Source organism: Vibrio sp. 99-70-13A1 (assembly GCF_013114625.1).
Classification (GTDB): domain Bacteria; phylum Pseudomonadota; class Gammaproteobacteria; order Enterobacterales; family Vibrionaceae; genus Vibrio.
The window spans coordinates 1-12,949 of the sequence record NZ_VTXD01000055.1; the positions used below are offsets into that span (position 1 = coordinate 1).

Genomic DNA, 12,949 nt, shown 5'->3' on the forward strand with positions numbered 1-12,949 from the left:
TCTACCAATTCCACCACCAGGGCACGCAAACTTGTTGCGATGCTCCTAACCAATGTGCTTTTTCAAGCGGGTTAGACACCATCTTCGATACCGCTTTCGCCATATCTTATAATTCTATATCTCTTAAAGAGATTGGAGGCGCCTCCCGGAGTCGAACCGAGGTCCACGGATTTGCAATCCGCTGCATAGCCACTCTGCCAAGGCGCCTTCTTAACACAATAACGAATTACCATGTTTTCGCTTTTAAAGAGAGCGACTCTCACTGCGTTTGAGATTTAAAAATTTAATTCAAAAAAACAAACTATGATGGTGCCCCGGGCCGGACTTGAACCGGCACAGCGCGAACGCCGAGGGATTTTAAATCCCTTGTGTCTACCAATTCCACCACCAGGGCAACGCATTAAAAGCGATGGTGACACCATCTATTCTTTTGGCTTCTGCCTGAGAACGAGGCGTACTTTAACCGATATCTCACACAGGTCAACACTAAATTTTGCCTTTTTAATTCAATCGATTAAATATCATTCCAAAAGCGTTAATTCGCGCCACTTTGATGTTTTTTGTAGCACAATTTCCGACAAATACTTTCTTATCCATCGATACTTCTAAACTAATTCCTCTCTCAGTCACTATTCATTCACACTTAAAAACTACACTGGGATAACTCTCCACAAATTTAATGTTATGTGAAGCCTCTTAAACGATACCAATATGAACGCTATGCCGTTCTTTGCAACCTCGCTTACCCGCGTGTCTTTAAACAAACACGCTATGGGTTTGACCCTAATGGTCAAAGAGTGATTCGCAACATGCATGGCAAAACCATGATCCGCGTACTTTGGAGTAACGATAGCAAAGAAGTCGTCGTGGTAATCAAGGGCTCTCACGGTATCAGCGACTGGCTATTAAATTTTTTATTGTGGACCAGAAGTTGTAAAAAGATCGGACTAAAGTATCGGATCCATGCTGGGTTTTATCATCTATTGTTCCAAGAAAGCATGCCTTCAAGAAATGAGGATAAATTAGGGCTAAGCGTCATTCAAAGGCTAGAAGCAACTCTGATACCGTTTATAGAGCAAGGAAAGCGTATTGCGATAACCGGTCACTCTTCTGGTGGAGCGATTGGCTGTGTATTTGCGGATTACTTAGACAAAAAATACCCAAGAAGTATTAAACGTGTGGTCACTTTTGGGCAACCCGCTATTGGAGATTGGAACTTTAAAAAATATTACGGTTTGAATCGGAAAACCTATCGGATTTGTTGCGATATAGACATCGTGACTTTTATGCCGCCGGTGCCTTTACTGTATTGGCATGTAGGGAAAATGCTTTGGCTATACAATGGACGTATTTATGAAAACACCCCAACTGTAATCCGTTTGGCGCGCTCGCTGATCAGTTGGATAATTAGGCCTTTCTCTTATCACTTAATGAGTAAATACATACGTAACAAAGACTTTTTTGATGACCACTAACTAATAAAACAATTAGCTAGCAAGCCAGTAAATTAAGACTCATTGATTAATAGGAAGCAAATGATTAGTTACAATCCATCAGTGATAACTAGAAATTGGGCGTTCCTAGATGCTAATTAAATGAAATAGGATGATAGCGTTACCACTACCATTTTTTCATTAAACGCCCCACTAAGCTTGGATGATAAGCCCAGCAGTGATCGAACATAGTCATAAGCTGTGGGTTTCCGTATTTGGATAAACTCACTGCGTGAAAACGGTTTTTGTGCTCTTTTAATTTCTCTACCTGAGCAATCATTTCATCAGATTGTTTAGGTGCAATGAAGTCAGACAATACAACCAGATCAGCATTTTTATACTTATCGCCCATCATTAAATCGATAGACTTCATTAATACCGGTTCTAAATCCGTCCCGCCATGGAATGAGTAGCTCAAGAAGTCACTGGCTTCTCTTAAACCATCCTGACGAGTCAATTCATACGTAATTTGCTCAGATGAAAATAAAATGACATAGCAATCACGTTCTTCTGCCAACGCAATTTGCATTAAGGCATAAGCCATCGCTTTGGCTGATTGCTCAGGAAAGCCACTCATCGAACCTGATGCATCCACACAAACGATAAACGGTCCCTTTTCTACATCTATATCTTTACTGTCAGGCTTTTTAGCTTTCACTTTGCGTAGAGTTCGAGATTTACCTTGAGATCGGTAACTTAATAAACGTTTATCGGCTAGGTGTTTATAGAAAATCACTTCAAGTTCAGGATAAGCCAGAAACATGGTTTCATTGGGCAGCATTTTATTCAAATCATCACTTTCATGAATCCCGACAATATCATCTACCGCTTCATCACTCTTCTCTTCCACCATCTGCAGTTCTTCAACTGGGGCTTTATTTAAAGAAGGGTCATCGACCATGCCAGCCATTCTACCTAGCTGTTCCGCAATATCTTGCAAGCCTTTATTCTTTGTTAGGAACTCAGCATGTCGCTTCATCACAGTGAGATCAGTTTTACTTAACTTTGCAGCGGCCATATCCCATAAGCGACCGACACTGCCTTCATCACCAGATTCTGTCACTTTATCCATGCTCTTCATGGTTTCCATGCGCTGGTAAAGATCAGCAAGAGCTTTTTCTTTACTCGCTTCAAGCTCAGTAAGTTGTGCTTGCTGTATGGCATCAGACAAGTACTGGTACCACTGGTCACAAAAGTAATGAGGGAACATGGCGTTATCTACGCCTTTATTTTGTTCAATTAAGCGACGAGCTTGTAGGTAGAATGCCGAATGCCACTCAAGCTTCTTGATTACAGAATCAATCTCATCAAAAAACTGGTCTTCATTCCAATAAATTACTTCTTGATATAAGGCCAGTTCTTCTTTAAAACGATCAGTTTCACAGACTTTAGTCACACGCTTTTTAACTTTGCCTCGCCACTTTAAAAGGTGATTCTTCACTGAAGATTTCACACCTTTATTTTCAGCCGCCATCATCAACTGAGACCGCGCCATAAGATCATTCACAGCGGTGTCAATGATCCCTGAATCTGCCAGCATTAAAGCGAGGTTTAAGCCGTCTGCACCTAACATAAAACGATCCCCTTACTCAAAGTACTGGCTCATGAATTTTATACGTTGCACGATCTTGCTACTTTTCACCTGGGTCGTATCTAAATCTTGCATGATACTTTGCAAGCTGATTTCCATTGCCTTAGGTAATTCAGGATCAATAAAACTATGTGGTAGTGCACCATGGAATTCTGAACGTACACGCTTCAGGTGGAAATCAGCGGCAGTTAATTCTTTAAGAGCTTGTTCTGCACGAGTTAGCCATGTTTGGTATCGCTCTTCATCTAAACCTTCGGTTGTGACCACACTCACCAAAACAGAACGGTTGGCGATGTCTTTAATAACCAGTTGGTTTGAAGCATCTAAATCCATTTTCAGACGGCATAAGTTGGTATTCTGGTTTACATAACCGTAAATATCTCCATGCCCTTCTTTAAGTACTCGGTCAAAATCATCTTTTGCTACATACACCCAACGGCTATCGCCCTTCTCAGATTCAGACACTGACATATTGCTTTGAAGTAATACGAGTTTTACTAAGTTATAAGCACTGCCAACGTTATACATTTTCGCGTTTTTAATATCGTGTTGGTAAACATCTTTATCTTTACGTAATAAACCCGAAGTTGTACTGCCTACCGATAGAGATACAGAGAGACTGGTTTCAACTTCTTCTTGGATATCTTCTAATTCTTCACGACACAGTTCAATTTGATGTTTGGATTCTTGCTGATCAAACGCTTGGTTAAGGGCAAACTCTTTGACCACATTGCGCACAATTTCTCGAGATTCAGGGCTATTCCACAAGCAATCCTGCAGCAGCATAATATCGAGTGGGTTGACTGAGTCTCGTCCACTGAAAAACGCACTCGCCTTAAGCAATTTAACGGCTTTTTTCCAACGTCTATCTGAAACGTAAAGATCAGATTCCGCTATATCGACACCTTGGCTTTGGATTTTACTCTCAAGCATGGTTTTCAATTCAAACAACTTATTAAAGCTATTGTCTGGTAGTTCTAGAGTGTCTAACTCTTTCTGCCATTGATGGTATTCAATATCTGTAATAGCCAAACCAGGTGGGATAACCGCTTCTTGTGATGTACCTGTGGTCAGCATTGATTTGAAATTTTGCTTGTTTTGAATTCGATTGACGAAAATTCGAACTAGCATTCGGTCGTAGAGTGCATCCAGCCCACTATCTTCATCCGGTAATTCATTTGACGCAGAGACAAGTAAGCGCATGGGTACGCGCTGTATCTCGCTACCATTTTTGAAGGTTTTTTCATTCACCACGGTTAAAAGTGTGTTCAAAATTGCAGGACCTGCTTTCCAAATTTCATCAAGGAAAACAACCTGAGCCGTAGGAAGATAGCCATCTGTTAAACGAACATAACGCCCGTTATCTTTGAGCTCTTGTATGCTTAAGGGACCGAACACTTCTTCAGGTGTTGAAAAGCGAGTCATTAAATATTCAAAATAGCTACTGTTATCAAAAGCTTGGATCAAACGTTTCGCAATCAAACTTTTTGCAATACCGGGAGGACCAAGCAAAAAAACGCTCTCACCCGCTAACGCAGCCAACAAACATAACTTGATAGTATCTTCTCTTTCATACACACCGTCAGACAACGCAGCAGCTAACTTATTTATTCTTTCTGAAAGTAGCGCCTTGTCTGTGTGGGAAGAGATGGATGGATTCATCGTTGTATTACTCCAAGAACTAATGGCATTTGAGTCTGTATATATGTTTTTATACATTTGTTAGCACTTTGTTACAAGTGCATTTTATATTTGAGCTGTACTTATATCAGAAGGTTACATGCCTGTTTTTATTGTAATCATAGATTTCACATTTGGGAGTCACATCACAATCGGTATGCATGCAAGTATAGGTTAAATAACGTTTATCCTTTTCCTATGTTGACATAACCGCTATTGTGGCAGCAGTCTCGCTCAAGAATGGATTTGAGCAGTTAGCTAGGAAATAACCACAATAAATGAATAAAGTAATCCATCAATGGAAGAGCATATCTCTCGTAGAAGAGAGCATCGAATTACCCACTGGCGTTTCAATTTCACATACTACGATCAATCACCCTGGTGCCGCTGTGATTTTACCAATCACAAACGAGGGAAATATAATTCTCGTGAATCAATTCCGTCCTTCTCTTAAAAAATGGTTACTGGAGCTTCCTGCTGGCACGATGGAACCAGGTGAAACACCGCAAGTGTGTGCAGAGAGAGAATTAGAAGAAGAGACTGGTTATAGCTCTGATCAATTTAGTAGCCTTGGACAAGTGACCCCACTAGCTGGTTTTTGTGATGAAATTCAGTATTTATTTGTAGCAACGAATTTAGTTCATACATCAAGGTTTACTTGTGATGACGATGAGATCATTGAAGTTGTAGAACTATCGGTTAATGAGCTTGAAAATAAAATAAGAGACGACCAGATAACCGATACCAAAACCATTGCCTGCCTAAGCAAAGCTAAATTATGTGGTTTTATCAATTAACGCTTTAGCTAATTAGTATCTTTACCAATTTACGCTTTTATCTAATTTGGATTTTTACCAATTAGCACTTTAACCAATTAACTATTTGTCAATTCCAATAACGCCTATAAGGACAACTCATGGATTTTCGTTCTGATACTGTAACTAAACTTACCCAAGCCATGCGCGATGCAATGGCAAATGCAGATGTTGGCGACGATGTCTACGGTGACGATCCAACGATCAACGAATTAGAACATTGGATTGCTGGCGAAACTGGTTTTGAAGCGGCTATTTTCACGTCCTCAGGCACACAAGCTAACCTTCTAGCATTAATGTCGCATTGTGAACGTGGTGACGAATACTTATGTGGGCAGCAGGCTCACAACTACAAATATGAAGCTGGTGGTGCCGCGGTTCTTGGATCTATCCAGCCTCAGCCTATTGAAAACAACCCTGATGGAAGTCTGGATTTCAAGAAGCTAGAAAATGCGATAAAACCGGATGATTCTCATTTTGCCCGAACAAAATTATTGAGCTTAGAAAACACAATAAATGGAAAAGTGTTACCTCTTGCATATTTATCAGCAGCCAGGGAATTTGTGGACAAACACAATTTACAACTTCATTTAGATGGGGCTAGAGTTTATAACGCAGCCGCAGCTCTAGATGTACCAGTACGTGAAATAGCACAACACTTTGACTCTATGACTATCTGCCTTTCAAAAGGGCTAGGTGCGCCTATAGGTTCTTTGCTACTTGGTAGTAAAGAGTACATTGCCAAAGCGCGTCGAATAAGAAAGATGCTAGGTGGCGGTATGAGACAAGCTGGCATCTTAGCTGCGGCAGGAAAAATCGCATTAACGGATCACGTAGGGCAACTTAAAGTTGACCACGAAAACGCTAAAACACTCGCGATTGGGTTAAGTCAATTAGAAGGCTTCTCTGTTAATCCAGATTTTGTTCAAACCAACATTGTTTTTGCAAAACTCGATGAAGCTGTCGATATCTCACGAATTTCGCAAGAGTTAAGCGAAGAAGGCATCACAATAACACCAAGTAATCCAATTCGATTCGTGACTCATAGGGATATTACTGCCGAAGATATTTCCACATTTTTAGATTCACTCGCTAAAAAACTTTAGCTTATTCTAGATAAGAAGTGTGGCTCAAGACGTCACACTTCTTCTAGCGAATGCTTTTTACCGTTTATCGTTTAATCCCAAGACCACCAGCCTGAATCATTCCAATAAGATCCTTATCTCCTCTTTACGTTTCTCTATAGGCTTCAAACTACCATTCGCCATCTCATCCATTACTTCGAATATTTCGTCCAATTTAGTACCGCTCAATCCTCAAATTTTACCTAACTAAAATAAACATGAATTATTTTCATATTGAATGTTAATTAAAACCATTATTAACCATTCGCGTAAGCACGTATAAAAGTCTTTCAGCCCTGATAACCACAAATATTATTAATTCTTAGTTACGACATTCAGAGCTAATAATAAAGATTAAATCAGGCTGACTGGGAAGTTAAAAATAAAATAAAACACCCAGAATTAGTCAGGAATAAACTCAGCTTTTATATCAGGAAATAGGATACCCGCTCACTATGAATAATGACTTCAACTTTACAATTAAGAGCCTTAGCCTTGATGAGAATTACCACCCTTCAGACAATACTCGCATCACAACGAACTTTGCTAATTTAGCAAGAGGCGAGAGCCGTAAAGAGAACTTGAGAAACGCTCTGAAGATGATTGACAATAGTTTCAATGCATTAGCTAGTTGGGACAACCCTAAGGGCGACCGTTACTCTGTTGAACTTGAAATCATTTCTGTTGATATGGACATTCAAGAAGGTGGTGAAACATTCCCTTCTATTGAAGTATTAAAAACCAATATTCTTGATCATAAAACCAACGAACGCATAGAAGGTATTGTTGGAAATAATTTTTCTTCTTATGTTCGCGATTATGATTTCAGTGTATTGCTGTTGGATCATAATAAAGAACAACCTAAATTTAGTATCCCTGATGACTTTGGCGTTCTGCATGGGCAACTATTTAAGTATTTCGTCAATTCGAAAACTTATAAAGAGAGTTTTAAAAAACCACCTGTTATTTGTTTGAGCGTTTCAGATAATAAAACATATTACCGAACAGAAAACCAACACCCTGTATTAGGCTTTGAATATCAACCGAATGAATCTTCTTTAACAGAACAATACTTCAAAAAAATGGGGCTAGAAGTTCGCTACTTCATGCCACAAAATAGTGTTGCACCTTTGGCTTTTTATTTCTTTGGTGATTTGCTTAATGACTACTCTAACCTAGAGCTTATCAGTACTATCAGCACTATGGGGACATTCCAAAAAATCTATCGTCCTGAGATTTATAACGCTAATGCTGTTGCAGGAAATTGCTACCAGCCAAACTTGAAGAACTTAGATCATTCATTAACTCAAATTGTTTATGACCGAGAAGAGCGCGGCAAATTGGCAGTCGAGCAAGGAAAGTTTGCAGAAGAACACTTCATCAAACCCTACCAAACGGTTCTTGAGCAGTGGTCTGCTAATTACGCCTAATAGTTAACTCAACGATAGCAGCATTCATTATGAAAACATTATTACCGACTTCAACAGCTGGCAGCTTACCTAAGCCGTCTTGGCTTGCACAACCTGAAACACTTTGGTCTCCTTGGAAATTACAAGGCGAAGAGTTAACTGATGGAAAGCACGACGCTTTAAAAATATCGTTACAAGAGCAGCAGCAAGCTGGCATTGATATAGTTAGCGACGGTGAACAAACCCGCCAACATTTTGTAACTACCTTCATTGAACATCTTAACGGTGTAGATTTTGAGAAACGGAAAACCGTTAAGATCCGTGACCGCTACGATGCGAGTGTTCCTAGCGTGATAGGCCCTGTTTCTCGCCAAAAATCTGTATTTGTTGAAGATGCAAAATTCTTAAGAAAGCAAACGAAACAACCTATAAAGTGGGCTCTACCTGGTCCTATGACGATGATAGATACGCTTTATGACGATCATTACAAGAGCCGCGAAAAATTAGCTTGGGAATTTGCCAAAATCTTAAACCAAGAAGCAAAGGAATTAGAAGCCGCTGGTGTGGATATTATCCAATTTGATGAGCCTGCATTTAATGTATTTTTCGATGAGGTCAATGACTGGGGAATTGCTTGCTTAGAAAGAGCAATTGAAGGACTTAAGTGTGAAACTGCCGTTCATATTTGTTATGGCTACGGTATCAAAGCGAATACAGATTGGAAAAATACTCTGGGGACAGAATGGAGACAATACGAAGAAGTGTTTCCAAAACTTCAACAATCTAATATCGATATTATCTCGCTAGAATGTCACAACTCGCACGTACCAATTGAGCTACTCGAACTCATTCGTGGCAAAAAAGTCATGGTCGGTGCCATTGATGTCGCCACCAATACAATTGAAACACCAGAAGAAGTGGCAGAGACCCTACGAAATGTCCTTCAATTTGTAGATGCAGAAAACCTATACCCTTGTACTAACTGCGGTATGGCTCCCCTGCCTCGCTCTATTGCAGCTGCAAAGCTCAATGCATTAAGTGCAGGAGCAGAAATAGTTCGAAACGAGCTCTCCGCTTAATTCTTACTGTTTCCCACACTCGCCAATCTCATATGCCTGAGAGCCACATAGGCTCTCAGGCATATTAAAAAACTCAAAATATAGAAGTCACTTAATTATTAATTCACAGGATAATGAAGCGAGATAAAATCAAATATATCAGGCCAACTACGGCTATGCACATCATGAGTTGACCGGTACGAAAGGTGTTTGAAAGGAAAGCTGTATTCTTTTTCTTCAAGCCTAGACATAATTCTCTCAGACATCTCTTTCGACGGCCAAACATAATCATGTGAGGCTGAAGTCAATAAAATCGCGGCTGAACTTCTTTCAACGGGAATAAAAGCACCTTCAACCAACTTACTATTCTCAATAACGCTATACCAAGGTTCATAGCTGACTAATAATTGATTACAGATATGCGGGATATCTTTTCCTGCCCATGCCGCTTGGCAAGGATCAGTTTCCATCAATTCTATCCAATCTTTTTCTGTTCGATTCCTATCATTAGAACCCCAAGCATATGCGCTTGGTACACCCGCGACAACTAGATCAATAATTTCAAATTTACTTGCCAGCAGCAGAGCAAGTTCACCACCTAGACTCACCCCATAAACTGCTATTGTATTTTTCTTTAGGTCTGGTTGCTTCTGTACCCAGCGAAACGCATGACCAAAGTATTCAAGTGGCACTCGATAAAGCGCGTTCGGGATGGCACCTGACTGACGATCAAAATCAAAATAAGTTAAGGCTAGTACCGCATATCCATTCTCCACAAGCATTTCAACACTTTGCTTAACCACAGCCCTATCAGAAAAATCATCTCCGCCAGAACCTCCCCATATCGCAACAACAGGTTGCTGCGTCTCACCTTCAGAATAATATAAAGTCCCGACTAATGAGGGATCATCAATAACTCTTAACAAAAATCAAAGTCAAATACGGTAATCCGCTCATTGTCAAAGAACACATTCCCCCAATGATAATCGCCATGACAGACCGATTGGTAAGGTGACAAATGGGATAACTTGTCGGCTGCAACGTTTGCTAACCCACGAATATATCGCAATTCGTGGTATCGCTCACTGTAACCAATAGATAAAGTAGCAAGCGGGTTAACCAATAATTCCTTTGTTTTCTTTATAGGTAAATCTTTCGTATTAATATGGATAGCGTTTAAATGAATTTGTGCACTCTCCCGCCCCAAAAGGAAACTTTGATGATGACTTAATTCTGAATAATGCTGCCCATTAGCATAGCTATACAACACCGCACATTTCCCTTCTAAATCATGGATATAGGCTCCACAAAACCCCTTTATTGGGTGCGGAATTTTTACGCCATTAGACTATAAATATGTCAGCAACTGAGTAATCGTATTTAACCGACTAAGAGGCATATCGCTTTGTTTATAAAGCTTCAAGATATGACGTGTTCCATGATTTGAACCAACCAAAGTATAGAGCTCACTCATACTCACAATTGACTCAATGCTAGTTACATTAAAACCATAAGTGTGAAGCAAGTACTTTGACAGACTTTCCATGTCCATTTTCGCTGAACCTCAAATATTTATAACGCCCAATTAACTTGCGCAGCAACGCAATACGGTGGTTCTGCAATGCGCCTTAATCACTAAACCTGATTAGAAGTAAAAATGCCACGCGTTGCAAGTCAGGTTAAATTGTTTGTTATGCCTTTCGCCCGGTGATTACTTCCTTAAAAGCAAACATACCATTTAAAGCGGCAGGAAAACCTGCATAAACTGACATTTGTAATATCACTTCTTTGATTTCATCTTCACTACAGCCGACGTTAAGCGCTGCATTTAAATGAACTTTAAGTTGAGGCACACAATTTCCGAGTGCTGTTAATGCAGCAACCGTTGCAATTTCTCGCGACTTTGTATCCAACCCTGCACGTGCATATATATCACCGAAAGGAAACTCGATTGTATATCTTGCTAAATCCGGGCAAATATCCTGTAAACTTTCGATAACATTATTTCCGGCTTCGCCATCAATACTTGCTAATAATTCGAGACCGGTGTCAAAACGTGATTTGTCCATTGGTATGCTCCTATTTATAAGTACAAGCACACCATACAAGTTAGAGTTAACTCTAAGTCAACGGACTTCTCCATTATTGTACAGTTTGATTTTTTCTTCTAAAGCGGCAAGGTGTGACTGTTGCTGCTCAATATGGGCTATCAAGCTTTCTCTGTGTTGCTCTAGCAACACCTGACGCTGAAATACCGAATCTACCCCCGACTCCCTTAGTCGCGCATATTTCAAAATCTCTTCGAGAGGCATCGCCGTTTCTTTTAGGCGCTTTACAAATTCAATCCACACAAAATCTTTCGAAGTATATACTCGATGCCCACTTTTATTTCGCTGGATATTTTTGAGCAAACCTATTTTTTCATAATATCGAAGAGTATGAGACGACAAGCCGACCAAGCTTGAAAATTCCTTCATATTCATGATTTCGCCTCCGAGGCATAACGCCCAATTAAGTAGCTGACAACGCTACCAATACACTCAAACTTACCGCCTAAATCACTGAAGCTAAACCGAGTTGAAAATGCCAAGCGTTGACAGTCTGCTTAAATTGCTTGTTATACGCCTGTGCGTTAAAAATCACAGCGTTTTTCAAGTGATGGGATGTGTTTATTTCTAGACCTTCCATCAAGAACCAAATACTTGCCATGGTTAATAAGGACTTCATATTGAATGTTCTTACGGCCACCACCAAGGTGTTTTTCTGGCCAACTCGGCCAAAACTTATATACGCGACCTGTAAACTTAAGCACTTCTCTATCAGCAAGCGGTTCCATGTAAGAACTAAAATCACGGTCTACAACAAAACCCAAAATTTCATTATCTAGCAAGAAATCGTCACCCGCATTCTTTCCGATAATTTTCCATATCTGAGGCTCACTTGTTCCAAAATATTTGGTTGCCAATATAGAGAACGATTGAAAGCAGCCATTTTGTATTTCTTGTTTTCGGCTACAACTATAAATTAGGAGAGCTATACACCCAATAACACAAATCCATTTGTAAATCATATATCTATCACTCATTGGCTAGCGGCGTATAACGCCAAATTAAGTAGCTGACAACGCCACCAATACACTCAAATTTACCACCGAAATCACTGAAGCTAAACCGAGTTGAGAATGCCAAGCGTTGACAGTCTGCTTAAATTGCTTGTTATGTTCGTAACTTCACCGCTGTTCCGAAAGCCATAATCTCAGATGAGCCATCCATTATTGCACTCGTAGAGAAACGAATACCTACTACCGCGTCTGCACCTAAGTCAGTCGCTTCAGAAACTAGTCGCTCAATAGCCGTGTCCCGAGCCTCTGAAAGCATTTCCGTATAGCCTTTTAGCTCTCCACCAACGATGCTTTTGAAACCAGCCATAATGTCTCGACCAACATGCTTTGTTTGGACAACATTTCCAGTTACAACACCCAGAATTCCCTCAATCTCACGATTGGGAACACTTTCTGTAGTAGTAAAAATCATAATTTTCCCTCAAGAACATAACGCCGCGTTAAGTGGTGAGCAACGCTACCACCCTACCTAAACCATTGTGACATAAACACATAAACCGAAGTAAGCCGAAAATGCCAAGCGTTGCGAATCCGTCTTAAACGCTTTGTTAAATTGCTTGGATTCAAGTACGAAGTGCGACACCTCTGAACATAAAAACAGTAAGGTGCGATAATCATGAAGTTTGCTCCCGCCAAGAAGTAAAAAACATGAAATACA

Annotated in this window: 13 protein-coding genes, 2 tRNA genes and 1 pseudogene; 5 read left to right on the top strand and 11 right to left on the bottom strand. The window is 40.1% G+C overall.

What is annotated here, in order from left to right; all coding sequences use genetic code 11:
* Positions 1-133: 133 nt before the first annotated feature.
* Both F0226_RS21205 and F0226_RS21210 read right to left on the bottom strand, forming a co-directional pair.
* A tRNA-Cys gene (locus F0226_RS21205) sits at positions 134-207 on the bottom strand.
* Positions 208-307: 100 nt separating this feature from the next.
* Positions 308-394 (bottom strand) — tRNA-Leu (locus F0226_RS21210).
* A gap of 292 nt (positions 395-686) precedes the next feature.
* On the opposite strand from F0226_RS21210, the gene F0226_RS21215 reads away from it, so the two are divergent.
* Positions 687-1,475: a lipase gene (locus F0226_RS21215; protein ID WP_171737500.1), complete on the top strand. Its 789-nt coding sequence runs from the start codon at positions 687-689 to the stop codon at positions 1,473-1,475.
* Positions 1,476-1,620: 145 nt separating this feature from the next.
* Here F0226_RS21215 and viaA read toward each other — a convergent pair whose 3' ends face one another.
* Positions 1,621-3,066 carry an ATPase RavA stimulator ViaA gene (viaA, locus tag F0226_RS21220; RefSeq protein ID WP_171737501.1) on the bottom strand — a complete coding sequence of 482 codons (1,446 nt, stop codon included), beginning with the start codon at positions 3,064-3,066 and terminating at the stop codon, positions 1,621-1,623.
* Positions 3,067-3,078: 12 nt separating this feature from the next.
* Entirely contained in the window at positions 3,079-4,746 is a 1,668-nt protein-coding gene (locus F0226_RS21225; RefSeq protein ID WP_171737502.1) for an ATPase RavA domain-containing protein, read from the bottom strand.
* A 296-nt stretch (positions 4,747-5,042) separates the two neighbouring features.
* Here F0226_RS21225 and F0226_RS21230 point away from each other — a divergent pair, with 296 nt between their 5' ends.
* The 4 genes from F0226_RS21230 (at position 5,043) to F0226_RS21245 (ending at position 9,191) form a co-directional block, all read left to right on the top strand.
* Complete coding sequence (locus F0226_RS21230) at positions 5,043-5,561, top strand: NUDIX hydrolase (protein ID WP_171737503.1); 519 nt, start codon at positions 5,043-5,045, stop codon at positions 5,559-5,561.
* 119 nt (positions 5,562-5,680) lie between these two features.
* Positions 5,681-6,685 carry a low-specificity L-threonine aldolase gene (gene ltaE / locus F0226_RS21235; protein WP_171737504.1) on the top strand — a complete coding sequence of 335 codons (1,005 nt, stop codon included), beginning with the start codon at positions 5,681-5,683 and terminating at the stop codon, positions 6,683-6,685.
* A 473-nt stretch (positions 6,686-7,158) separates the two neighbouring features.
* Positions 7,159-8,133 (top strand): DUF1852 domain-containing protein, encoded by a 975-nt coding sequence (locus F0226_RS21240; RefSeq protein WP_171737505.1) that lies wholly within the window; start codon positions 7,159-7,161, stop codon positions 8,131-8,133.
* Between the two features lie 29 nt (positions 8,134-8,162).
* Positions 8,163-9,191 (top strand): methionine synthase, encoded by a 1,029-nt coding sequence (locus F0226_RS21245; protein WP_171737506.1) that lies wholly within the window; start codon positions 8,163-8,165, stop codon positions 9,189-9,191.
* 98 nt (positions 9,192-9,289) lie between these two features.
* Here F0226_RS21245 and F0226_RS21250 read toward each other — a convergent pair whose 3' ends face one another.
* The 7 genes and pseudogenes from F0226_RS21250 to F0226_RS22455 all read right to left on the bottom strand — a co-directional run.
* Positions 9,290-10,096 (bottom strand): acyl-CoA thioester hydrolase/BAAT C-terminal domain-containing protein, encoded by an 807-nt coding sequence (locus tag F0226_RS21250; protein WP_171737507.1) that lies wholly within the window; start codon positions 10,094-10,096, stop codon positions 9,290-9,292.
* Positions 10,090-10,440 carry a phosphotransferase gene (locus tag F0226_RS21255; protein ID WP_171737508.1) on the bottom strand — a complete coding sequence of 117 codons (351 nt, stop codon included), beginning with the start codon at positions 10,438-10,440 and terminating at the stop codon, positions 10,090-10,092. Before F0226_RS21255 ends, F0226_RS21250 begins: the two co-directional genes overlap by 7 nt.
* Positions 10,441-10,861: 421 nt before the next feature.
* Positions 10,862-11,239 carry a carboxymuconolactone decarboxylase family protein gene (locus F0226_RS21260; protein WP_171737509.1) on the bottom strand — a complete coding sequence of 126 codons (378 nt, stop codon included), beginning with the start codon at positions 11,237-11,239 and terminating at the stop codon, positions 10,862-10,864.
* A gap of 57 nt (positions 11,240-11,296) precedes the next feature.
* Positions 11,297-11,653: a MerR family transcriptional regulator gene (locus F0226_RS21265; RefSeq protein ID WP_171737510.1), complete on the bottom strand. Its 357-nt coding sequence runs from the start codon at positions 11,651-11,653 to the stop codon at positions 11,297-11,299.
* 149 nt (positions 11,654-11,802) lie between these two features.
* Positions 11,803-12,135, bottom strand: a complete 333-nt coding sequence (locus F0226_RS21270) for a hypothetical protein (RefSeq protein WP_253820883.1) — start codon at positions 12,133-12,135, stop codon at positions 11,803-11,805.
* Between the two features lie 250 nt (positions 12,136-12,385).
* Positions 12,386-12,703: a heavy metal-binding domain-containing protein gene (locus F0226_RS21275; RefSeq protein WP_171737512.1), complete on the bottom strand. Its 318-nt coding sequence runs from the start codon at positions 12,701-12,703 to the stop codon at positions 12,386-12,388.
* 57 nt (positions 12,704-12,760) lie between these two features.
* A pseudogene (locus F0226_RS22455) lies at positions 12,761-12,949 on the bottom strand (hypothetical protein); the annotation flags it as partial.

What these genes read in the sequence shown, in the direction of transcription:
- ltaE (WP_171737504.1), top strand. Translation starts at nt 5,681, where the DNA reads ATGGATTTTCGTTCTGATACTGTAACTAAACTTACCCAAGCCATGCGC.
- F0226_RS21225 (WP_171737502.1), bottom strand. Translation starts at nt 4,746, where the DNA reads ATGAATCCATCCATCTCTTCCCACACAGACAAGGCGCTACTTTCAGAA.
- F0226_RS21240 (WP_171737505.1), top strand. Translation starts at nt 7,159, where the DNA reads ATGAATAATGACTTCAACTTTACAATTAAGAGCCTTAGCCTTGATGAG.
- viaA (WP_171737501.1), bottom strand. Translation starts at nt 3,066, where the DNA reads ATGTTAGGTGCAGACGGCTTAAACCTCGCTTTAATGCTGGCAGATTCA.
- F0226_RS21275 (WP_171737512.1), bottom strand. Translation starts at nt 12,703, where the DNA reads ATGATTTTTACTACTACAGAAAGTGTTCCCAATCGTGAGATTGAGGGA.
- F0226_RS21230 (WP_171737503.1), top strand. Translation starts at nt 5,043, where the DNA reads ATGAATAAAGTAATCCATCAATGGAAGAGCATATCTCTCGTAGAAGAG.
- F0226_RS21260 (WP_171737509.1), bottom strand. Translation starts at nt 11,239, where the DNA reads ATGGACAAATCACGTTTTGACACCGGTCTCGAATTATTAGCAAGTATT.
- F0226_RS21245 (WP_171737506.1), top strand. Translation starts at nt 8,163, where the DNA reads ATGAAAACATTATTACCGACTTCAACAGCTGGCAGCTTACCTAAGCCG.
- F0226_RS21265 (WP_171737510.1), bottom strand. Translation starts at nt 11,653, where the DNA reads ATGAATATGAAGGAATTTTCAAGCTTGGTCGGCTTGTCGTCTCATACT.